General features: G+C 56.1%; 21 protein-coding genes. 14 read left to right on the forward strand and 7 right to left on the reverse strand.

Annotated elements, in window-relative coordinates:
• Position 1 precedes the first annotated feature (1 nt).
• The 7 genes from AFK62_RS07875 (at position 2) to AFK62_RS07905 (ending at position 5,738) form a co-directional block, all read left to right on the forward strand.
• Positions 2-376 carry a YcfL family protein gene (locus AFK62_RS07875; protein WP_053531830.1) on the forward strand — a complete coding sequence of 125 codons (375 nt, stop codon included), beginning with the start codon at positions 2-4 and terminating at the stop codon, positions 374-376.
• A 20-nt stretch (positions 377-396) separates the two neighbouring features.
• Positions 397-1,050 carry a penicillin-binding protein activator LpoB gene (gene lpoB / locus AFK62_RS07880; RefSeq protein ID WP_007670681.1) on the forward strand — a complete coding sequence of 218 codons (654 nt, stop codon included), beginning with the start codon at positions 397-399 and terminating at the stop codon, positions 1,048-1,050.
• Entirely contained in the window at positions 1,028-1,876 is an 849-nt protein-coding gene (gene thiK / locus AFK62_RS07885; RefSeq protein ID WP_007670683.1) for a thiamine kinase, read from the forward strand. Before lpoB ends, thiK begins: the two co-directional genes overlap by 23 nt.
• Positions 1,864-2,886, forward strand: a complete 1,023-nt coding sequence (nagZ, locus tag AFK62_RS07890; protein ID WP_007670685.1) for a beta-N-acetylhexosaminidase — start codon at positions 1,864-1,866, stop codon at positions 2,884-2,886. The genes thiK and nagZ overlap by 13 nt, the downstream gene beginning before the upstream one ends.
• 41 nt (positions 2,887-2,927) lie before the next feature.
• Positions 2,928-3,470, forward strand: coding sequence for an alpha/beta hydrolase YcfP (gene ycfP, locus AFK62_RS07895; RefSeq protein ID WP_007670686.1), 543 nt, complete (start codon positions 2,928-2,930; stop codon positions 3,468-3,470).
• Between the two features lie 233 nt (positions 3,471-3,703).
• Positions 3,704-5,008 carry an NAD(P)/FAD-dependent oxidoreductase gene (locus tag AFK62_RS07900; protein ID WP_032984310.1) on the forward strand — a complete coding sequence of 435 codons (1,305 nt, stop codon included), beginning with the start codon at positions 3,704-3,706 and terminating at the stop codon, positions 5,006-5,008.
• Between the two features lie 190 nt (positions 5,009-5,198).
• Positions 5,199-5,738 carry a glycine zipper 2TM domain-containing protein gene (locus AFK62_RS07905; RefSeq protein ID WP_007670690.1) on the forward strand — a complete coding sequence of 180 codons (540 nt, stop codon included), beginning with the start codon at positions 5,199-5,201 and terminating at the stop codon, positions 5,736-5,738.
• A 634-nt stretch (positions 5,739-6,372) separates the two neighbouring features.
• Here AFK62_RS07905 and AFK62_RS07910 read toward each other — a convergent pair.
• Positions 6,373-7,005, reverse strand: a complete 633-nt coding sequence (locus AFK62_RS07910) for a TetR/AcrR family transcriptional regulator (RefSeq protein WP_053531831.1) — start codon at positions 7,003-7,005, stop codon at positions 6,373-6,375.
• 252 nt (positions 7,006-7,257) lie between these two features.
• Between AFK62_RS07910 and bhsA the strand changes: the two genes are divergently transcribed.
• The gene (gene bhsA, locus AFK62_RS07915) at positions 7,258-7,515 is read left to right on the forward strand and encodes a multiple stress resistance protein BhsA (protein ID WP_007670706.1); all 258 of its coding nucleotides are present in this window, start codon (positions 7,258-7,260) and stop codon (positions 7,513-7,515) included.
• A gap of 58 nt (positions 7,516-7,573) precedes the next feature.
• Here bhsA and ldtC read toward each other — a convergent pair whose 3' ends face one another.
• Together ldtC and mfd are read right to left on the reverse strand one after the other, a co-directional pair.
• Complete coding sequence (ldtC, locus tag AFK62_RS07920; protein ID WP_032984311.1) at positions 7,574-8,548, reverse strand: L,D-transpeptidase LdtC; 975 nt, start codon at positions 8,546-8,548, stop codon at positions 7,574-7,576.
• A 129-nt stretch (positions 8,549-8,677) separates the two neighbouring features.
• On the reverse strand, positions 8,678-12,124 hold the full coding sequence (gene mfd, locus AFK62_RS07925; protein ID WP_007670709.1) for a transcription-repair coupling factor: 3,447 nt from the start codon (positions 12,122-12,124) through the stop codon (positions 8,678-8,680).
• 140 nt (positions 12,125-12,264) lie between these two features.
• Here mfd and lolC point away from each other — a divergent pair, with 140 nt between their 5' ends.
• From lolC to cobB, 5 genes are read left to right on the forward strand one after another with little or no spacing between them, the layout of a single operon-like run.
• Positions 12,265-13,464: a lipoprotein-releasing ABC transporter permease subunit LolC gene (lolC, locus tag AFK62_RS07930; protein ID WP_007670711.1), complete on the forward strand. Its 1,200-nt coding sequence runs from the start codon at positions 12,265-12,267 to the stop codon at positions 13,462-13,464.
• On the forward strand, positions 13,457-14,161 hold the full coding sequence (lolD, locus tag AFK62_RS07935; protein ID WP_007670714.1) for a lipoprotein-releasing ABC transporter ATP-binding protein LolD: 705 nt from the start codon (positions 13,457-13,459) through the stop codon (positions 14,159-14,161). The genes lolC and lolD overlap by 8 nt, the downstream gene beginning before the upstream one ends.
• Positions 14,162-15,406, forward strand: a complete 1,245-nt coding sequence (gene lolE / locus AFK62_RS07940) for a lipoprotein-releasing ABC transporter permease subunit LolE (RefSeq protein ID WP_007670717.1) — start codon at positions 14,162-14,164, stop codon at positions 15,404-15,406.
• A gap of 15 nt (positions 15,407-15,421) precedes the next feature.
• Positions 15,422-16,342: an N-acetylglucosamine kinase gene (gene nagK, locus AFK62_RS07945; protein WP_053531832.1), complete on the forward strand. Its 921-nt coding sequence runs from the start codon at positions 15,422-15,424 to the stop codon at positions 16,340-16,342.
• Between the two features lies 1 nt (position 16,343).
• Complete coding sequence (gene cobB, locus AFK62_RS07950; protein ID WP_007670722.1) at positions 16,344-17,168, forward strand: Sir2 family NAD+-dependent deacetylase; 825 nt, start codon at positions 16,344-16,346, stop codon at positions 17,166-17,168.
• A gap of 121 nt (positions 17,169-17,289) precedes the next feature.
• Here cobB and potD read toward each other — a convergent pair whose 3' ends face one another.
• The 4 genes from potD to potA are packed head-to-tail and all read right to left on the reverse strand — an operon-like array spanning position 17,290 to position 21,131.
• Positions 17,290-18,336, reverse strand: coding sequence for a spermidine/putrescine ABC transporter substrate-binding protein PotD (gene potD, locus AFK62_RS07955; RefSeq protein ID WP_007670725.1), 1,047 nt, complete (start codon positions 18,334-18,336; stop codon positions 17,290-17,292).
• Positions 18,333-19,145, reverse strand: a complete 813-nt coding sequence (gene potC / locus AFK62_RS07960; protein ID WP_007670726.1) for a spermidine/putrescine ABC transporter permease PotC — start codon at positions 19,143-19,145, stop codon at positions 18,333-18,335. Before potC ends, potD begins: the two co-directional genes overlap by 4 nt.
• Positions 19,142-19,999 carry a spermidine/putrescine ABC transporter permease PotB gene (gene potB, locus AFK62_RS07965; protein ID WP_053531833.1) on the reverse strand — a complete coding sequence of 286 codons (858 nt, stop codon included), beginning with the start codon at positions 19,997-19,999 and terminating at the stop codon, positions 19,142-19,144. Before potB ends, potC begins: the two co-directional genes overlap by 4 nt.
• A complete protein-coding gene (gene potA, locus AFK62_RS07970; protein ID WP_007670730.1) occupies positions 19,983-21,131 on the reverse strand; it encodes a spermidine/putrescine ABC transporter ATP-binding protein PotA in 1,149 nt (382 codons plus the stop codon). The genes potB and potA overlap by 17 nt, the downstream gene beginning before the upstream one ends.
• Before the next feature lie 287 nt (positions 21,132-21,418).
• Between potA and pepT the strand changes: the two genes are divergently transcribed.
• Complete coding sequence (gene pepT, locus AFK62_RS07975) at positions 21,419-22,648, forward strand: peptidase T (RefSeq protein WP_007670733.1); 1,230 nt, start codon at positions 21,419-21,421, stop codon at positions 22,646-22,648.
• The last annotated feature ends 45 nt before the right edge of the window (positions 22,649-22,693 follow it).

Raw genomic sequence — 22,693 nt, forward strand, 5'->3', positions numbered from 1 at the left:
GATGAACGGCGCACGCACAGGCTGGCTGCTGGCCGCACTGCTGATGGCAGGCTGCCGCTCCGCGCCGACGATTCCTGTCAGCGACGATCAGGCGCTCGTCATGGAATCCAGCGTGCTGGCGGCAGGCATCACCGCTGAAAAACCAGACTTTTCTCTGCAAAACGGCAAGCCTGGCGCTGCTGCCACCATTTACAATAACAAAGACGCGCCTGTGACCGTGCATTATCGCTTTTACTGGTACGATGCCCGTGGGCTGGAAGGCCAGCCGCTGGAAGTCCCGCAAACGGTGGTGATCCCGGCCCAGGGCCGCGTGACGGTAAATGGCCAGACTGACTATCTGGCGGCACGTAAAGCCCGTCTTTATCTCTATCTCTGAAGGGGGAAACGTTGAACAAAATGTATCGCTACGCGCTGCTGGCGACCGTCGCCCTGGCGCTGTCGGGTTGTATTTTGCCCGGCGAGCAGAAACCGGCGCCAGTAGAAGAGGCGCAGCCAGGCACACAGCAACCTGCGCAGCCCGTACCACCGCCGACACAACCTGTGCCTACCGTGCCGTCCGTACCGTCAATCCCGGCTCAACCTGGCCCGATTGAACATCCGGCTGAAAACGCTACGCCGGAGCCGAAAACACGCACTTATGACTGGAACAGCGCGATGCAGCCAATGGTGGGCAAAATGCTTCAGGCAGATGGGGTTAATGCAGGCAGCGTGTTACTGGTCGATAGCGTAAACAACCGCACAAACGGTTCGCTGCAAACTGGTCCGGCAACCGAATCCCTGCGCGGCGCGCTGGCAAACAACGGTAAATTCACGCTGGTCTCGGCGCAGCAGCTTTCTATGGCGAAACAGCAACTCGGGCTTTCTCCTCAGGACAGCCTGGGATCACGCAGCAAAGCTATCGGTATCGCCCGTAACGTGGGCGCGCAATATGTGCTTTACGCCAACGCCAGCGGCAACGTGAATGCGCCGACGCTACAGATGCAGCTGATGTTGGTACAGACGGGTGAAATTATCTGGTCGGGTAAAGGTGCAGTTCAGCAAACCCAGTAATCAAAGCCCGGAAGGGTTTTTAACACAGAGTTTTCCGGCGGCTTCGGCCGCCGGTGTCGTTTGCGCGCTCCCCGGCCTCAGCGAAGGGGCCTGGCGTGTGTTTGTCGATGATGAACCGCTGGTGGTGCGACGCGACACACGTAAAAGTCGCGCGCGAAGCCCTCGTCAGTACCGCGCGCTGAAAAGATTGCCGACAACGCTCGCGCCGCGTCCGCGACGTTGCACCAACGGCTGGCTGGCGGTTAGTTTTTTACCAGGCGATATACACGACGTGCTGCCGCCGGTGCCGCAATTAAGCATGCTGCTGTATCATCTGCACCGCCAGCGCTGTTTCGGCTGGCGTATTGCGCTAGTGCCGCTGCTAATGCGCGACTGGCAGCAGTGCGCGCCATCGCGCCGCACGCCGTTCTGGTTGCGCCTTCTGCATCAGTTACGCCGCTCAGGTGAGCCGCGCCCGCTGCGCCTCTCGCCGCTGCATATGGATGTGCACCCCGGTAATCTGGTCTGGCAGCAAGGCCAGCCGATGCTGATTGACTGGGAATATGCAGGCGATGGCGATGTGGCGCTGGAACTCGCCTGCGTCTGGCTTGATGAGCCCACACGACAGAGGCTCATCGCAGATTATGCGCAAAAATCACATATTGACGAGTCGTCGCTGCGCCGGCAGGTGGCACGCTGGCGTCCGTGGAGCGGATTGTTGATGGCGGGCTGGTACGAGCGCCGCTTTCAGGAAACCGGCGACCGCACATTTATGACACTTGCAGACGAGGCCTGGTGCCAGTTGCAACAATGCGAACATGAAGGGAGAGAAACATGGGTCCGGTAATGCTGGATGTGGAAGGCTTTGAGCTTGATGCTGAAGAGCGCGACATTCTGGGGCACCCGCTCGTCGGGGGGCTTATCCTCTTTACGCGCAACTATCACGATCCGGAGCAGTTGCGTGAACTGGTACGTCAGATCCGTGCGAGTGCCCGTAATCCTTTGCTGATAGCCGTTGATCAGGAGGGCGGACGCGTCCAGCGTTTCCGTGAAGGCTTTACCCGCCTGCCTGCAGCTCAAAGTTTCGCAGCGCTGCTTGGGATGGAAGAGGGCGGCAAACTGGCGCAAGAGGCGGGCTGGCTAATGGCCTGCGAAATGATAGCGATGGACATTGATATTAGTTTCGCGCCGGTGCTTGATGTCGGACACCTCAGTGCGGCGATTGGCGAGCGCTCTTTTCATGATGACCCGGCGAAAGTACTGGCCATGGCGAAACATTTCATTACCGGTATGCAAAGTGCTGGCATGAAAGCGACCGGCAAGCACTTTCCAGGCCACGGCGCCGTCAGCGCCGATTCACACAAAGAGACGCCGCGCGATCCGCGCCCGGCAGCAGACATTCGTCGTCACGACATGCTGCCGTTTCGTGAACTTATTAGTTACAACATGCTAGATGCAGTGATGCCAGCACACGTCGTCTATAGCGATATCGATCCACTGCCGGCCAGCGGCTCGCCTTACTGGCTTAAGCAGGTCCTGCGTCAGGAACTCGGTTTTGACGGCGTGATTTTCTCTGACGACCTGTCGATGGAAGGCGCGGCGATCCTCGGCAGCTACGCTGAGCGCGGCCAGGCGGCGCTGGATGCCGGTTGCGATATGATCCTGGTCTGTAATAATCGTAAGGGTGCCGTTAGCGTTCTGGATAACCTGTCGCCGATCAAAGCAGAGCGTGTTACACGTTTGTATCATAAAGGTGTAATTACGCGTCAGGAACTGATGGCGTCAGCGCGCTGGAAGCAGGTAAGCGCAGAGCTTACCGCGCTGCATGAGCGCTGGCAGACGCACAAGGCGGGGTAATAACGCTTGCCCTTAAGCTGCTACGCTGGGATGAAAATGCAATGATTATCTACTTACACGGTTTCGATTCAAACAGTCCGGGTAACCATGAGAAAGTGCTGCAACTGCAGTTTATCGATCCGGATGTGCGGCTTATCAGCTACAGCACACGCCATCCGAAACATGACATGCAGCATTTACTGCGCGAAGTGGACAAAATGCTGCAACTGAATGTCGACGAGCGACCGCTTATTTGCGGCGTAGGCCTCGGTGGCTTCTGGGCAGAGCGCATCGGTTTTTTGTGCGATATGCGGCAGGTGATTTTCAACCCGAATCTGTTTCCGTATGAAAACATGGAAGGCAAAATTGATCGCCCGGAAGAGTACCTGGACATCGCGACCAAATGCGTAGAAAACTTTCGCGAGAAAAACCGCGACCGCTGCCTCGCTATCCTCTCGCGCGAAGATGAAGCGCTGGACAGCCAGCGTTCGGCGAAACTGCTGCATCAGTTTTACGAGATAGTCTGGGACGAAGATCAGACGCACAAATTTAAAAACATCTCGCCACATCTGCAACGTATCAAAGCTTTCAAAGCGCTCGGTTAATCTCGCACGCGCTACACCTTATCCCCTAAAGAAAAACGGGTCAGCCAAATGCTGGCCCGTTTTGTTTAACTTTAATGCATAAAATTTGATGTACATCAAATTTGGTATGACCAATGCACCGTTCATGTTATGCTCATTCTCGTTGTCGGCCATGTTGCTAAACTGTTGTTAATTAAAAGCTATTTTTAATAACTTTGAATTAACAATTAGTTAAACACTTTAAGGGGGTCACGTTGACTACGCCATTAAGAAAGATCGTTATCGTGGGCGGCGGCGCCGGCGGGCTTGAGCTGGCGACACAGCTGGGGCACAAACTGGGCCGCGGTAAAAAAGCGAAAGTCACGCTGGTGGATCGCAACCATAGCCACCTGTGGAAGCCGCTGCTGCACGAAGTCGCAACCGGATCGCTTGATGAAGGCGTCGATGCGTTGAGCTATCTGGCGCACGCACGCAACCATGGTTTCCAGTTCCAGTTGGGTTCGGTGGTCGACATCAACCGCGACGCCAAAACCATTACGCTTGCTGAACTGCGTGATGAGAAGGGCGAACTGCTGGTCGCAGAGCGTAAAGTGCCTTATGACACGCTGGTCATGGCGCTTGGCAGCACCTCCAATGACTTCAACACACCGGGCGTCAAAGAGCACTGCATTTTCCTTGATAACCCGCATCAGGCGCGTCGTTTCCACCAGGAAATGCTGAACCTGTTCCTTAAATACTCCGCTAACCTTGGCGCGAACGGCAAAGTCAATATCGCTATTGTCGGTGGCGGCGCAACGGGCGTTGAGCTCTCGGCTGAACTGCACAACGCGGTAAAACAGCTGCACAGCTATGGTTATAAGGGGCTGACTAACGAGGCGCTTAACGTGACGCTGGTCGAAGCGGGCGAACGTATTCTGCCTGCGCTGCCGCCGCGTATCTCTGGCGCGGCGCACAATGAACTGACCAAGCTTGGTGTCCGTGTGCTCACCAACACGATGGTCACCAGTGCGCAGGGAGATGGCCTGAACACCAAAGACGGCGAGTTTATTCAGGCTGACCTGATGGTCTGGGCGGCCGGTATCAAAGCGCCAGATTTCATGAAAGAGATTGGCGGACTGGAAACCAACCGCATCAATCAGCTGGTGGTCGAGCAGACGCTGCAAACCACGCGCGACCCGGACATCTTCGCCATCGGCGACTGTGCGTCTTGCCCGCGTCCGGAAGGGGGCTTTGTTCCTCCGCGCGCCCAGGCGGCGCACCAGATGGCGACTTGCGCACTGGACAACATTCTGGCGCAAATCAAAGGCAAACCGCTTAAACCTTATGTCTATAAAGACAAAGGCTCACTCGTGTCACTGTCGAAATTCTCGACCGTGGGTAGCCTGATGGGTAACCTGATGCGCGGCTCTATGATGATCGAAGGACGTATTGCACGCTTTGTGTATATTTCGCTTTATCGTATGCATCAGATTGCACTGCACGGCTACTTCAAAACGGGCCTGATGATGCTGGTCGGCAGCATCAACCGGGTGATCCGCCCGCGCCTGAAACTGCACTAAGTCTGAATCAGCCCCGGTGTAATACACGCCGGGGCTGATGACATTTTATTTCTGACCCGCTTTCCCTTCAGACTCCTCTCAATCCGCTGATCTCTGCCACAAAATCCCGCTTTTTGGGTCGTTTTCCGATTTGCTATACGCCATCTCAATTGCAAAATTGTTACCAATTGCACAGCCGGGAGGAATTCCTGTGAATAAATCAATGTTAGCGGGTATTGGTATTGGGGTGGTTGCTGCGCTTGGCGTGGCGGCAGTGGCCAGTCTGGATGTGTTCAGCCCTTCGCCGAAATATGCCCAGGTAGTTTCTGCCACGCCTATCAAAGAGTCGGTAAAAACGCCGCGCCAGGAATGCCGTAATGTTACGGTGACGCACCGCCGTCCGGTACAGGATGAAAACCGCCTGACCGGTTCGGTACTGGGTGCTGTCGCAGGCGGCGTTATCGGCCACCAGTTCGGCGGCGGTCGCGGTAAAGATGTCGCTACGGTCGTGGGTGCACTGGGCGGGGGCTACGCAGGCAACCAGATCCAGGGCCACCTTCAGGAAGGGGACACCTACACCACGCAGCAGCAGCGCTGTAAAACCGTTTATGACAAATCAGAGAAAATGCTGGGCTATGATGTGACATACCGCATCGGGGATGAGCAGGGCAAAATTCGGATGGAAAACGATCCGGGCAGCCGTATTCCGCTGGACAGCAATGGTCAGCTGGTGCTGAACCAGAAAACCTGAAAATAACATGGCGTCATAAACAAAAAGCCCCTCTCGCACTCAGACGGAGGGGCTTTTTTTACCTGTACCCGCGCAACGGTGCAGGAAGGCTGAATAAGAAAACGCTCATGTTCCACGAGGCAGCAAAACATGAGCGTTTGAATTACATAGCATTGTGTTGTCTGAACAAAATAAAACCAGTGATCAGCACTGATAAAAATGCATAAAGAATGGAACCACCGCAGAACAACCAAAGGCCAAATAACAATGTTATTACTATTAGCACCTTAAATAATGGTAATAGCAAAGCCATGTTCATCTTCCTTCTGTAGGTGTATAGCCAAAAAGCGTCTCTTGTCTTCCATATTTGAAACTCGATACACCACGGATACTGTGTGGAAAAAAACCTCGTCCCTGCACGGCCCCGTCTTCATGACGTCAATAACTCCAATTCTAATAATTGATGGTGCTAATTAATTAGCACACGAATAATCATTTCTTTGACCGTACAAGAGTAGCTACTCTGGAGGATATATTTGCCAGTTTTTACCTATTAATAAACGGCACTGAAACGGGCAGGGAAAAAGGGAAAGTATTCATGTAGTTAATGGATTAAAGCGTGAGCGACAGGCGCCGCTCACGAAGGCAGTAGCAATTATTGAATAAGCTGCGGCCATAACCGCATAGTCATATTCACAATCTGAATCAATTCTTCCGGGGTGGCGCCTTCACGTGCGCTCACAGACATCCCGTGAACCAGGCAACTGATGAAGCGGACCAGCGCAGGCAGGTTGCAATTTTCCGCAATTTCATTTTTCGCCTGACGCTCGCTCAGAAAACGCAGCAGAATAGCTTCGCGCTGCGTATGACGCGCTTTCAGCGTGGCGGCAATTTCCTCAGAGGACGCAGCAAGCGCGGCGGACGTCGTTACCATGAAGCAGCCGGCTGGCGTCTCTTTACTGGCAAAGCAGTTCGCGACGGCACACAGATAATCGTGCAGCGCTTCATCGACACGTTTGTCGGTGCAAAACAGTAACGTTTCCTGTTGATGCGCAAAGCGCGCGATATAGCGATCGAGTACGGCGCGGAACAACCCTTCTTTGTTGGTGAACTCCGCATACAGCGTTGGCGCTTTGGCCCCGGTTGCTTCTACCAGATGCGCCAGCGACGTGGCTTCGTAACCGTGCTGCCAGAATAGTGCCATGGCCTTATCAAGCGCCGCTTCCCTGTCGAACACTTTTGGACGGCCACGGCTTTTTTTTGCGCAACTTTTGGCTTCTGTTGTCATAGTGCCGTTTAACCTCTTGTGAAAACCTGCCCTCAAAATACCCCTTTTTGCACCAGGAGTACCAGTAAAACCGGGTGGTCAGCGCAGTGGACGCCGTATGGAACAGCGTGGAATTAATAAAATAATGATCATTAAAAAATAATATTGACATGTGATGTAGATCACAACTATCATTTCCTTATCGATCGTTAATTAATAATTTTAACGACCTCTGTCACCCATTTTGCATGAATGATAAACAAGGTTACCCCTATGAAAAACGTTAAAATGCTGTTCGCTGCTGCCGCGCTGAGTTCATTGCCTTTCGCAAGCTTTGCTGCCGTTCAGGTGCAATCTGCGCCGGCAGGTCAGCATAAAGCGGGCACCATCTCCGCGAGCGCCGGTACTAATCTGTCATCGCTGGAAGCTGAACTTGCGCAAAAAGCAGATGCGGCGGGCGCAACATCGTTTCGTATCACCTCCGCTAACGGTGATAACACCCTTCACGGCACCGCCGTACTTTATAAATAAGCCTTACGTACACACAGCAAAAGGCCCTGTCTTCGGACAGGGCCTTTTTATTTGCGCATCAGATAGCGTTCGTTGACGGGGCAGGCAATGGCACAGTGACGTTGACCGGCACGCCGGAGCGCAGGCGCAGCGCGTGCGCCATCACGTCACGGTCAGTTTGCGCGGCGGACTGAAAACGTTGCAGTCTGGCATCCAGCACGATGGGTAGCGTCTTCGGGTCGTCCTCAATACGTTTTGAGAGCGGCTGGTGCACCTCAACCAGATGACGCCCGTCGGGCTCCACTGACGCCTTCACCGGCGCATTAATAATATTGACGCGCGTACCGACGGGCACCACGCTGAATAAATGTTTGATATCGTCATCACGCAGGCGAATACAGCCGGAGCTGACGCGCATACCAATGCCGAAATCAGCGTTGGTGCCATGCAGCAGATATACGCCCCCGTAGGCCGCAAGGCGAATGGCATGATGGCCCATTGGGTTATCTGGCCCCGCAGGCACCACGGGCGGGAGATCAATACCCTGTGCTTTATACCGCGCGCGGATATTCGCCGTCGGTGTCCAGGTCGGGTTAGCGCGTTTTTGCGAAACAGAGGTCTGCATCGTCGGGGTTAGTGTGTCGCCATCCAGCTGGCCGATGCCAATCGGATAAACCGTGACGCTATTTTCACCCGGCGGGAAGTAATAGAGCCGCAGTTCGGCAAGATTAATCAGAATGCCTTCACGCGGCGCATCGGGCAGCAGCATCTGGCGCGGGATAGTCAGTACGCTGCCTGCACGCGGCACATAAGGATCGACGCCAGGGTTGGCCTGCAACAGCGCCAGAAACCCGACGTTATAGCGTTTAGCGATGGCTTCCAGCGAGCCGCCATCGTCCGCCACCGTATGGTAAAGCGTCTCGCCAATAAGCCGACTGCCTGCCGACGGTAACGGATAGGTGTTCGCGAGCGCGTGGCTTGCGCCAAACGTCACACTCGCTGCGAAAGCCAGCCACGACAGCCAGCGGGTAAAACGCACATGTTCTCTTTTCATTTACCGCACCCAGAGAGAAGTTTTGTTATTGATTAATAAAGAGAGAAGTATGGCGGGGCTTCGTCCAGAGAAACCCTGGACGAATGCAAAGGATTGTAAAGTTACGCCCCGGTAGCGGGGCGTAGAGGATCAGGGAAGGGTATGTTCAGCAAGTTGCGCCATAAACTGACGCACCCACTCCATGCGGTTTTTGCGCTCTTCCAGCTCGCGGAAGAATTTCAGACGCGTCGGGCCGTCGAGGCGGTAATGTTGCGGCTCTTTTTGCAGAAGACCGATAAGCCAGCCCGGATCGATATGGTTCTTCTCGGCAAACTCAATCGTGCCGCCTTTCTCATTGGCTTCGATTTTACGCACGCCAAGTTTCTGCGCCTGCTGGCGCAGCGCGGCGATATCCAGCAGATTGCGCGCCGGGTCCGGCAGCAGGCCGAAGCGGTCAATCAGCTCCACTTTGATCTCTTCGAGTTCCTGTTCTTTTTTAGCACTGGCGATGCGCTTATAGAACGACAGACGCGTATTGACGTCCGGAATAAAGGCCTCCGGCAGCAGCGACGGCATGCGCAGCTCTACTTCAGTCTGTTGGCTGGTGAGATCTTCAAGTGACGGCTCACGCCCGGCTTTCAGGGCGTCGACCGCGTTTTCCAGCAGCTCCATATAGAGCGAGAAACCGATGGTTTCCATCTGTCCGCTCTGATCTTCGCCCAGCAGTTCGCCTGCGCCACGAATCTCCAGATCGTGCGTAGCGAGCGCAAAGCCCGCACCGAGATCTTCCAGCGAGGCGATTGCCTCCAGGCGTTTCTGCGCGTCGGTGGTCATCGCTTTTGGCGGCGGCGTCAACAGCCACGCATACGCCTGGTGGTGCGAACGGCCGACACGACCACGCAACTGGTGCAGTTGCGCAAGGCCAAAGTGGTCGGCACGTTCAATGATAATTGTGTTAGCGGTCGGAATGTCGATACCGGTTTCGATTATCGTGGTACAGACCAGCACGTTAAAGCGCTGATGGTGGAAATCATTCATCACCCGTTCCAGCTCGCGCTCGCGCATCTGGCCGTGACCGATGGCGATACGCGCCTCCGGCACCAGATTCGCCAGTCGCTCGGCGGCTTTCTGAATATTTTCAACATCGTTATAGAGGTAATAGACCTGGCCGCCGCGCAACACCTCACGCAGGATGGCCTCACGCACGACCAGAGTGTCATACTCGCGCACAAAGGTTTTGACCGCCAGACGACGCGCGGGTGGGGTGGCGATAATCGACAGATCGCGCATGCCGCTCATCGCCATGTTCAGCGTTCGCGGAATCGGCGTTGCGGTGAGCGTCAGAATATCCACATCGGCGCGCATCGCCTTGATGCGCTCTTTATGCCGCACGCCAAAACGGTGCTCTTCATCGACAATCAGCAGACCGAGGTCTTTCATTTTGACGTCGCTTTGCAACAACTTATGGGTGCCGATAAGAATATCAACTTTCCCTTCTGCGGCCTGTTCCAGCACCTGTGCCTGCTCTTTGGCGCTGCGAAAACGCGACAACAGCTCAATGCGCACTGGCCAGTTGGCGAAGCGATCACGGAAATTATCGTAATGCTGCTGGGCGAGCAGGGTGGTTGGCACCAGCACTGCGACCTGCTTGTTGTTATCGACCGCGAGAAACGCCGCGCGCATCGCCACTTCCGTTTTACCGAAGCCGACATCGCCGCAGACCAGACGGTCCATCGCCAGCGGCTGGCACATATCGCTCAGCACCGCGTTGATGGCCTGTGCCTGATCCGGTGTGGTTTCAAACGGGAAACCTTCGCAGAACAGCCGGTACTGCTCTTTGTCATGCTTAAAGGCGAAGCCCGTTTTCGCAGCGCGCTGCGCGTAGATATCCAGCAGCTCCGCCGCCACATCGCGTACTTTCTCCGCCGCCTTCTGGCGTGCTTTGCTCCACGCGTCGCCGCCAAGCTTATGCAGCGGCGCGTTATCTTCTGCCCCGCCCGCGTAACGGCTAATCAGATGCAGCGACGACACCGGCACGTAAAGTTTGGCGTCGCTGGCGTAAGTCAGCATCAGGTATTCCGCCGTGATGCCGCCTGCCTCAAGCGTCGTCAGTCCCGCATAGCGGCCCACACCGTGCTCCAGATGCACCACCGGCTGGCCGGGGCGCAGCTCCGCCAGGTTGCGAATAAGCGTATCGGGGTTAATGGTGCGGCGGCTCTCCTGACGGCGGCGCGTCACGCGCTCGCCCAGCAGATCGCTTTCGCAGATAAAGGCGCGGTGGCGCAGGGTGTCGATAAACCCGCGTTCCGCCGCGCCGATGCTCAGATAACGCCCGCCGTCTTCGGCATCGTCAAGCCGCAGAAGACGCTTCGGCGCAACTTTAATGCGTGCGAGCAATTCCGAGAGCGCCTCGCGGCGGCCCTCGCTCTCAACAGAAAAAATCACCGGCCCGGTAAACGATTCAAGGAAACGGCGCAGGCTGTCGAGCGGTGCTTTCTGCTGAGCCTGGACGGCGATATCCGGCAGAGGCTGATAACCAAGATTGGTATGCGCGGCTTTTTCTGCCAGCGGCTCGGTGTTCAGTTGCACCCGCGGCCAGGCTTTTAACTGGGCATAAAGTTCATCCGTGCGCAGCCAAAGCTCTTCGGGCGGTAACAACGGACGCATCGGATCGACGCCGCGGTTTTCAAAACGCGCGACGGCATCGGCCCAGAAACGGTCGGCACTGGCCTCAAGATCGCCGGTGCTCACCACCAGCGTGTTTTTCGGGAAATAGCTAAAGAGCGCCGGCAGTGGCTCGCTGAAAAAGAGCGGTTGCCAGTACTCAATGCCGGCGGGGAGGGTGCCTTTACTGACCTGCTGATAAATATGTTCCGGATCGCGTTTGACCTCGAAACGGTCGCGCCACTGGCTTCGGAATAATTCAATGGCCGTTTTGTCTGTCGGGAATTCGTGCGCGGGCAGCAGGTTTATCGCGTCGACTTCTTCCAGCGTGCGCTGGGTGTCGACGTCGAACAGACGCAGACTGTCGATTTCGTCATCGAAAAAGTCGATGCGGTAAGGCTGTTCGCTGCCCATCGGATAGAGATCAAGCAGCGCGCCGCGGGTAGCGTATTCGCCATGCGCCATCACCTGATCCACATGGCGGTAACCCGCCTGGTCAAGCTGAGTGCGCAGCGTATCGCGTGAGAGCTGCTGGCCTTTATTCATGACCAGCGCGTGGCCGTGCAAAAAGCTGTGCGGACAGACGCGCTGCATCAGGGTATTCACCGGCAGGATAAGCACGCCGCGCTGCATGCCGGGTAGCTGATAGAGCGTAGACAGACGCGAGGAGATGATTTCCTGATGTGGTGAGAAGCTGTCATAAGGCAGTGTCTCCCAGTCGGCCAGGTTCATCACCATGCTGTCAGTAAACTGTTGAATTTCATCGTGCAGACGCAGGGCATTTTGCATATCCGGCGCGATAAGCACCAATGGGCCGGCGTGGCGTTCCGCCATTTCCGCCACCTCGACGGCGCAGGCCGCGCCGGTCAGTTCACCCAGTTGACGCTGATCGCCCGCTTTGACGGGCAGAGAGTAACGATATTGTTCAGGCATAGAAGGCGAAGCGTGCTCCGGTTGTGCCGCTTGTCCGGGATAAAAACCCGTCGACAGAGTGGGTTAGTGGTTCCATAAATCAGATCTGGGCTTTATTATCGTTGATCACTTTGCATTAGCAACCGTACAAGACGGATTTCATGTATCAACCTGTCGCGTTATTTATCGGCCTGCGCTATATGCGCGGGCGTGCAGCAGACCGCTTCGGCCGTTTCGTCTCCTGGCTCTCCACTATCGGCATCACGCTTGGCGTGCTGGCGCTGGTGACAGTGCTTTCCGTGATGAATGGTTTTGAGCGTGAACTGCAAAACAACATTCTCGGGCTGATGCCGCAGGCGCTCATCAGTTCATCCAAAGGCTCCGTCAATCCGCAGCAGTTGCCTGCAGACAGCCTCCACTTACAGGGCGTTAACCGCATTGCGCCACTCACCACCGGCGATGTCGTGCTGCAAAGCGCACGCAGCGTGGCGGTGGGCGTAATGCTTGGTATCGACCCGCAACAGCGCGATCCGCTCACGCCGTATCTGGTGAACGTAAAACAGCAGGACCTTACCGCCGGGAAATACAACATCATCCTTGGCGAGCAGCTTGCGAGCCAGCTTGGCGTTAAACGCGGCGATCAGCTGCGCCTGATGGTGCCGTCGGCAAGTCAGTTCACACCGATGGGCCGCCTGCCGAGCCAGCGTCTCTTTACCGTGATCGGCACATTCGCCGCCAACAGCGAAGTGGATGGCTACCAGATGCTGGTCAACATTCAGGATGCTTCGCGTCTGATGCGCTATCCGGCGGGGAATATTACCGGCTGGCGTCTTTGGCTGAACGAGCCGCTGAAAGTCGATGTGCTGAGCCAGCAGCCGCTCCCGGCGGACACCAAATGGCAGGACTGGCGCGACCGTAAAGGCGAGCTGTTCCAGGCGGTGCGCATGGAGAAAAACATGATGGGCCTGCTGCTAAGCCTGATTGTCGCCGTCGCCGCGTTTAACATCATTACCTCGCTTGGGCTGATGGTGATGGAGAAGCAGGGCGAGGTCGCTATTCTCCAGACCCAGGGCCTGACGCGCCGCCAGATCATGGCGGTATTCATGGTGCAGGGCGCGAGCGCGGGCGTTATTGGCGCGCTGTTCGGCGCGCTGCTGGGCGCGCTGCTCGCAAGCCAGTTGAATAACCTGATGCCGGTTATCGGCGCGTTCCTTGACGGCGCCGCGTTGCCGGTGGTCATTGAACCGTTGCAGGTCATCGGTATTGCGCTGGCGGCGATGGCCGTCGCGCTGTTGTCTACGCTTTATCCGTCCTGGCGCGCCGCCGCCACCGAACCCGCTGAGGCTTTACGTTATGAGTAATTCTGTGCTGTTACAGTGCGACAACCTGTGCAAACGCTACCAGGAAGGCAAAGTGCAAACGGATGTGTTGCACAACGTCAGCTTCAGCATCGATGCGGGTGAAATGATGGCGATTGTCGGCAGCTCCGGCTCCGGGAAAAGTACGCTCCTGCATCTGTTAGGCGGGCTTGATACGCCAACATCCGGCGATGTGGTGTTCAGTGGCCGCCCACTGAGTACGATGTCATCGTCCGCAAAGGCGGAGCTGCGTAACCGTGAACTGGGCTTTATCTACCAGTTTCACCATCTCCTGCCCGATTTTACGGCGATGGAAAACGTGGCCATGCCGCTGCTTATCGGGAAACAGCCGAAGGCCGATACCGAGCGCCGCGCGCTGGAGATGCTGGACGCCGTGGGCCTGGCGCACCGCAGTAATCATCGCCCGTCGGAACTCTCCGGTGGCGAGCGCCAGCGTGTCGCCATCGCCCGCGCGCTGGTGAATAACCCGCGTCTGGTGCTGGCGGACGAACCGACCGGCAACCTTGACGCACGTAACGCAGACAGCATTTTCGACTTGCTCGGCGAGCTGAATAAAACCCAGGGCACCGCGTTTCTTGTCGTCACGCACGATTTGCTGCTCGCGAAGCGGCTGTCGCGCCAGCTTGAGATGCGCGATGGCCATCTGAACCCTGAACTGACCCTGATGGGGAGGGCATAAATGGGTTCCGCGTTATCGTTACTGATTGGCCTGCGCTTTAGCCGGGGGCGTCGACGCAGCGGCATGGTGTCGTTAATTTCTGTTATCTCAACCGTCGGCATCGCGCTTGGTGTGGCGGTACTGATTGTGGGCCTGAGTGCCATGAACGGGTTTGAGCGCGAGCTGAATAACCGTATTCTGGCGGTCGTGCCGCATGGCGAAATCGAGCCGGTAGAACAGCCCTGGCGCGGCTGGCAGAATGTCGTGACACGCGTTGAGAACGTTAACGGGATTGTCGCGGCCGCGCCTTACGTGAATTTTACCGGGCTGGTCGAGAGCGGGGCGAATCTTCGCGCCATCCAGGTGAAAGGCGTTGATCCGGCCCAGGAGCAGCGTTTAAGCGCGCTGCCGTCCTTCGTGCAGGACAACGCCTGGCAGCGTTTTCAGGCGGGCAAACAGCAAATCATTATCGGCAAGGGCGTGGCGGATGCGCTGAAGGTAAAGCAGGGCGACTGGCTTTCCATCATGATCCCCAATTCTGATGCTGAACATAAGCTGCTACAACCCAAACGCGTGCGTTTACAGGTCGCCGGTATTTTGCAACTGAGCGGTCAGCTCGACCACAGCTTCGCGATGGTACCGCTCGCCGATGCGCAGGGTTATCTGAACTTAGGTGACAGTGTCACGGGTATCGCTATCAAGGTGAAAGACGTTTTCAACGCAAACCAGCTGGTGCATGACGCAGGCGAGGTGACCGATGCTTACGTCTTCATCAAAAGCTGGATCAACACCTATGGCTATATGTACCGCGATATCCAGATGATCCGCGCCATTATGTATCTGGCGATGGTGCTGGTGATTGGCGTCGCCTGCTTTAACATTGTCTCGACACTGGTTATGGCAGTGAAAGATAAAAGCAGCGACATCGCCGTACTGCGTACGCTCGGCGCAAAAGACGGCCTGATCCGCGCGATTTTCGTCTGGTATGGTCTCCTCGCGGGGCTGCTCGGCTCGGTCAGTGGCGTAGTGGTAGGGGTGCTGGCCTCATGGCAGCTCACCGCCATCATTCACGCGATTGAAAAACTGATTGGTCATCATTTCCTCTCCGGCGATATCTATTTTATCGATTTCTTGCCGTCCGAGTTGCATGCACTGGATGTGGTCTATGTGCTTATCACCGCGCTGGTGCTGAGCCTGCTGGCAAGCTGGTATCCGGCGCGGCGCGCCAGCCGTATCGACCCGGCACGCGTGCTGAGCGGACAATAATTCAGGGAGCGGGGAATGTATTACGGGTTTGACATTGGCGGCAGCAAAATCGCCCTCGGGGTTTACGATGAAGCGCGGCGTCTGCAATGGCAAACCCGCGTCCCGACGCCGCATGACAGCTACGACAACTTCCTTGAGGCGCTTTGCGCGCTGGTGGATGATGCCGACCGCCGCTTTGGTAAAGCGGGCAGCGTCGGCATAGGCATTCCGGGTATTCCGGAAACCGATGCGGGGCTGCTTTATGCCGCCAATCTGCCCGCCGCCAGCGGCAGGGCGGTGCGTCGTGACCTTAGCGCGCGACTGGGGCGCGACGTACGCATCGATAACGATGCCAACTGTTTTGCGCTCTCCGAGGCCTGGGATGAAGCGTTTCGCGCCTATCCGGTCGTGATGGGGCTTATCCTTGGTACGGGCGTGGGCGGCGGGATCATCGTTGACGGCGCGCCGGTGACCGGGCGCAATTTCATCACAGGCGAGTTTGGCCATATTCGTCTGCCGGTAGACGCGCTGGCGATTCTGGGCCGCGATATCCCACTCATTCGCTGCGGTTGCGGCCAACATGGCTGCATTGAGAACTATCTTTCCGGCCGGGGCTTTGCATGGCTCTGGCAACACTTCTACCATGAATCACTGGAAGCGCCGGAAATTATCGCCCGCTGGCAGCGTAATGATGCCCAGGCGAAGGCGCACGTTGAGCGCTACACTGACCTGCTGGCAGTTTGCGTGGCGAGTCTGTTAACCGTGCTGGATCCGCATCTTATTGTGCTGGGCGGGGGGTTATCGGCGTTTACGCATCTGACTGCGGCGCTCACGGCGAAGCTGCCTGCGCACCTCCTGCCTGTGGCGAAAGTGCCGCGCATTGAGCAAGCGCGCCACGGCGATGCGGGGGGTATGCGCGGCGCGGCTTTCCTTCATCTCACACGCTCACGGAGTTGAAATGCAATCGCGTCGTCTGCACCGGCTGGGCCGGTTTCGAAGGAATAAACGTCGCCTGCGCGAGCGGTTGCGCCAGCGAATTTTTTTCCGGGACAGAATTATGGTACCTGAAGTGATGAATAAACCAGTGGTAGTGGTGTTAACCGGGGCGGGGATCTCCGCGGAATCGGGCATTCGCACGTTCCGCGCCGCCGACGGGCTGTGGGAAGAGCATCGGGTCGAGGATGTGGCGACGCCGGAAGGCTTCGCGCGCAATCCGCAGCTGGTGCAGGATTTTTATAACGCCCGGCGACGTCAGCTCCAGCAGCCGGAGATCCAGCCTAATGCGGCGCATCTGGCCCTGGCGCGTCTGGAAGAAGCGTTCGGCGACCGGTTTTTACTGATAACCCAGAATATCGACAATCTGCATGAGCGCGCGGGCAATAAAAATGTGGTGCATATGCACGGCGAGCTTTTGAAAGTGCGCTGCTCACAGAGCGGGCAAGTGCTGGAGTGGACCGGCGATGTCACGCCAGCGGATAAATGTCATTGTTGCCAGTTCCCTGCGCCGTTGCGCCCGCATGTGGTGTGGTTCGGCGAGATGCCGCTCGGAATGGATCAGATTTACGAGGCGCTCGCGCGCGCCGATGTGTTTATCGCCATTGGTACTTCCGGGCATGTGTATCCAGCCGCCGGATTTGTGCATGAGGCGAAGCTGCAGGGCGCGCATACGGTTGAGCTAAACCTTGAGCCAAGCCAGGTCGGCAGCGAATTCGAAGAGAAGCATTATGGGCTGGCAAGCCAGGTCGTGCCGGAGTATGTCGAGAAACTGTTGAAGGGACTGTAAGCGGTGCTGTTATGAGAAGGTCTGGCGGGGGGCGAGGTTTGCCCGCAAGACCTTGTCGCGCTTTGGCCTGACATCCCCGGAAGGTGGGTAAACAATGCGCACCCACCTTCCGGGTGGTTCCTTAACGGCCTGCTTTTAACTTCTGATAATACGATTCGTAAATCGCGCTGGCGTCGCCGACATCATTCTGCCACTCACCTTTCTGAATGGTGGCTTCATCCGGGTAGAGCGATTTATCGTTCGCTACTTCTTTCTTCAGAAGCTTACGGGCTGCGAGATTCGGCGTCGGGTAACCGATGGTTTCGGCAACCTGCTTTGCCACATCCGGGCGCAACAGGAAGTTAATCAGCTTATGCGCACCCTCGACGTTTTTCGCATTCGCCGGAATCGCGAGGCTATCCATCCAGAAAATGCCGCCTTCTTTCGGCCACACCACATCCAGCGGCGCGCCCGCCTGGCGCGCAACCCACGCTGAGCCGTTCCATACCATCCCGAGATTCACTTCGCCTTCCAGGTACGGGTTCGCCGGGTTGTCGGAGTTAAAGGCCGCCACGTTCGGCATCAGCTTTTTAAGCTCGTTATACGCCGCCTCAATCTCTTTAGGGTCAGTCGTATTGCCGGAAAGCCCAAGCTTACGTAGCGCCACCTGGAACACTTCGCGCGCATCATCGGTTAGCAGCAGGCTGCCTTTATATTCCGGCTTCCAGAGATCCGCCCAGGCGGTCACACTTTTCGGATCGATAGCGTCACTGTTCACGCCAATCGCCGTCGCACCCCAGATATAAGGCACCGAATAGTCATTATTCGGGTCGAACGGCTTGTTCAGCATGGCTGGGTCAAGGTTGTGAAAATTCGACAGCTTGCTTTTGTCTATCTTCTGGATCATCCCTTCCTTGCGCATCTTATCGACAAAGTAAGTGGACGGAACCACCAGGTCGTAAGCGCCCTGCTGATAGGTTTTCAGCTTCGCGTACATCGTCTCATTCGATTCATAAGTCGAGTAGATAACTTTGATGCCGGTCTCTTTCGTGAACTGCTCCAGCAGGCCTGGCGGGACATACTCCGTCCAGTTATAGAAATAGAGCGTTTTACCGTCGTCGGCGTGCGCGGCGCTCATGCCGATTGCCAGAGCACCCGCTGCAAGCAGGTGGCGTGACCATTGTTTCATTTTACGTCCCCTGAGTTTAAGGCCTGGCGAGGCAGGCTTTTGGTTTTATCACGAAGTATCAGCTGGCTCGCCAGTACCAGCACCAGCGAGAGCATCAATAAAATAGTGGCGAGCGCGTTCACCTCTGGCGACACGCCTACTTTCACCATTGAGTAAATCTTAAGCGGCAGAATTTCATAGCCCGGCCCGGTGACGAACGATGACACCACAACGTCATCCATCGACAGCGTAAAGCTAAGCAGCCAGCCTGCGGCCACCGCGGGCATCGCCAGCGGCAGAATGATTTTGCGCAGAATAGTGATTTCGCTGGCGCCTAAATCGCGCGCTGCCTCCAGCATCCGCACGTCGAAACCTTTCAGGCGCGAGTAGACGGTCACCACCACAAACGGCAGGCAGAAGGTGATATGCGAGAAGAGCAGTGACCAGAATCCCAGATGGATCCCAACGACCATAAACAGCACCAGCAGCGAAATCGCCATCACGATATCCGGCGACATCATCACCACAAACAGCATGCCGCTGACAAACGCTTTACCACGAAAATGGTAGCGATAGAGCGCCACAGCCGTCAGCGCGCCAATCAGCGTGGCGAAGGTAGCAGAAAAGACTGCCATCGTCAGCGAATGTTGCGCGGCCTGCAACAGGCTGTCGTTGTTCACCAGCAGGCTGTACCAGTTGGTAGTAAACCCCTGCCAGTTAATACCGAACCGCGAACTATTAAAGGAATTCACGATAAGGATAACGATCGGGATATAAAGGTATGCGTAAATGGCGGCCATAAAACCGCCGCGCAGCAGTCGGCCTGTCATTCCAGTTCTACCTTCTTGTTAAGCAAGCGCGCGGCGCGCCAGTACACCAGCAGCATCAGGCCCATCACCAGCGTCAGCGTGATACTGGTTGCCGCGCCAAACGGCCAGTCGCGAATATTCAGGAACTGGCTTTTAATCACATTGCCGATAAGCAAGTTTTTCGCACCACCCATGAGATCCGAGACGTAAAAAAGCCCCATTGCGGGCAACATCACCAGCAGACAACCGGCAATAATACCTGGCATGGTCAGCGGCAAAATAATGCGCACAAACGTTTGCAGCTTACTCGCGCCAAGATCGCGCGCGGCCTCAAGCAGCGGTTTGTCGAGTTTCTCAATGCTTGAGTAGAGCGGCATCACCATAAACGGCAGCAGAATATAGACCAGCCCGATAATCACCGCCGACGGGGTGTACATGATGCGCACCGGCGTGTCGATAACGCCGAGCCACAGCAGAAACTCATTCAGGTAGCCGCGAGTGCTGAGAAACAGTTTCAGCCCGTAGATGCGGATAAGCGAGTTCGTCCAGAAGGGGACAATCAGCAAAAACAGCAACAGCGGGCGTATTTTCGCCGGGAGCCTCGCGAGGAACCACGCAAACGGATAACCGAGCACGAGACACGCAAGCGTCGCCTGCAACGCCATATTCAGCGAGTGCAGCAGCACCTGGAAATAGAGCGGGTCGAGCAGGCGCGCGTAGTTATCCAGCGTAAATACCAGGCTTACGAAATGCGCGTCGTCGCGGGTCAGGAAGCTGGTGGCGATGATCATCAGATTGGGCAGAAATACGAACAGCACCAGCCAGCCGACGATCGTGGCGATCACCACATTCTGGAATTTACGCGAGCTCTTCATCGGCCAGTACCACCTCCCAGCTTTCGACCCAGGTCACGGCCATTTTTTGATCAAGCGAATGGTCGAAATCGGGATCGTCTTCATTGAAGAATTCACTGACTAACACCACCTTGCCGTTTTCCAGTTCGACGACTGACTCCAGCGTCATGCCTTTATAGTTGCGCTCGCGCACAAACCCTATCAGGCCGTCGGCGTCGCCTTCATCGTTAATTTCTTCGACGCGCAAATCTTCCGGGCGTAACAGCACATTAAGTTTCTGGCCCGCTTTTACCGGGAAGCTTACATACAGCACACATTCGCGGCCTTCGACGGTTGCGCGCACCCGCTGGGCATCCACACGTTCGATAACCGTCGCATCGAAGATATTGATCTCGCCGATAAAGCTCGCCACGAAGAGGTTTTTCGGCTCTTCATAGATTTCCCGAGGCGTGCCGTCCTGCTCGATTCGCCCATTGCGCATGACCACGATGCGATCCGACATCGTCAGCGCTTCTTCCTGATCGTGCGTCACAAACACAAAAGTAATACCAAGCTTACGCTGAAGCGCTTTCAGCTCGTTCTGCATCTGTTTGCGCAGTTTGTAGTCGAGCGCGGAGAGCGATTCATCAAGCAGCAACAGACGCGGTTTATTGACCACCGCGCGGGCGATCGCCACGCGTTGTTGCTGGCCGCCGGAAAGTTGATGCGGTTTGCGCTGGGCAAATTCCTCAAGCTGCACCATCTTTAATGCATCTGTTACGCGCGGCGTAATGTCAGCGGCGGGCGTTTTCTGCATGCGCAGGCCAAACGCGACGTTTTCAAATACCGTCATGTGTGGAAACAAGGCGTAGCTTTGAAAAACAGTATTGACGTGGCGATGTTCCGCAGGAACGTCGGTGATGTCCTGGGCATCAAGCGTAATGCGCCCGGCATCGGCATTCTCAAGGCCCGCGATAAGGCGCAGCACGGTCGTTTTACCGCAGCCGGAGGGGCCAAGAAGCGTCAGGAATTCACCATGATTGATGGTCAGCGAGAAATCAGAAATGACGGTTTTACCATCAAAGCTTTTCCCGATATCCGCAAGTTGCAGAAGCGGGGAAAGCGAGCGCGGCTGTGTATTCAATTTTTTTACTCTGTCCCGTAAAAAACGCATCAAGAAGAAACTGGATGCGGGGTTTGTGATGAACCACCTTTGGGTCTGGCACGTAATAAGGGCAGGCATTCTACGGCAAACCATTGAAATCGCCAATGCCACAGACGCTTTCTTACCAGTTTCGCGTGTTTTTCCGCGTGATTCATTCATCACAAGCGATTAGGGAGCAGATACCCCTTTTTTCCCGGCAGGATTATTCCGCTTCGCCGGGCGAAAGGTGACCTGAAACAATATTTGTCTTTTAATGCTTAATGATAATAACGTCACAAAATAACAGGGGTGAGAACATGGATAAATTACTCGAGCGTTTCCTGCAATATGTCACTATGGATACCCAGTCCCGTGCCGGGGTGAAGCATGTTCCCAGCACCGAAAGCCAGTGGAAGCTATTAAATCTGCTCAAAAACCAGATGGATGCGCTTGGCATGACCAACGTGTCGCTGAGCGAGCACGGAACGCTGACCGGGACGCTGCCCTCAAACGTCGATAAACCCGTCCCGCCTATTGGATTTATTTCTCACGTCGATACATCACCGGATTTCACGGCCAAAAACGTGAACCCGCAAATTGTTGAAAACTACCGCGGCGGAGATATCGCCCTCGGCACCGGCGAAGAGGTCCTGTCACCGGTGATGTTCCCGGTGCTGCATCAGCTGCTCGGCCATACGCTGATTACCACCGACGGTAAGACGCTGCTCGGTGCGGATGATAAAGCGGGCGTTGCGGAAATCATGACTGCGATAGCAACGCTTAAGCAGAATAATATTCCCCACGGCGATATCCGCGTGGCCTTCACGCCGGATGAAGAAGTCGGCAAAGGGGCGAAGCATTTTGATGTTGAGGCGTTCGATGCGCGTTGGGCGTATACGATGGATGGCAGCGGCATTGGCGAGCTGGAGTATGAGAATTTTAACGCGGCCTCGGTAACCATCAAAATCGTCGGTAATAACGTGCACCCTGGCACAGCCAAAGGCGTGATGGTGAATGCGCTGTCGCTGGCGGCGCGCATTCATGCTCAGGTCCCGGCTGACGAAAGCCCCGAGTGCACCGATGGTTACGAAGGTTTTTATCATCTGCACACCATCAAAGGGTCCGTGGATCGCGCCGAGATGCATTACATCATCCGCGATTTTGACCGCGAGAATTTCGAGGCGCGTAAACGCCGTATGATGGATATCGCCAAACAGGTGGGTAAAGGGTTGCACCCGGATTGCTATATCGAACTCACCATCGAAGACAGCTATTACAATATGCGTGAGAAGGTGGCTGAGCATCCGCATATTATCGAGATTGCTCGTCAGGCGATGATCGATTGTGGCATTGAACCGCAGATGAAGCCTATCCGCGGCGGCACCGACGGCGCGCAGTTGTCGTTTATGGGCCTGCCGTGTCCGAACATTTTTACCGGTGGGTACAATTATCACGGCAAGCATGAGTTTGCGACGCTTGAAGGAATGGAAAAAGCGGTGCAGGTAATCGTGCGTATCGCCGAGTTGACGGCGCAGCGGGAAGGGTGAGCCGTTGTTGAAAAGGGCAGGTGGCGCTAATGCTTACCCGCCCTT

Origin of the sequence: Cronobacter condimenti 1330, from assembly GCF_001277255.1 — a bacterium.
Taxonomy (GTDB): Bacteria; Pseudomonadota; Gammaproteobacteria; order Enterobacterales; family Enterobacteriaceae; genus Cronobacter; species Cronobacter condimenti.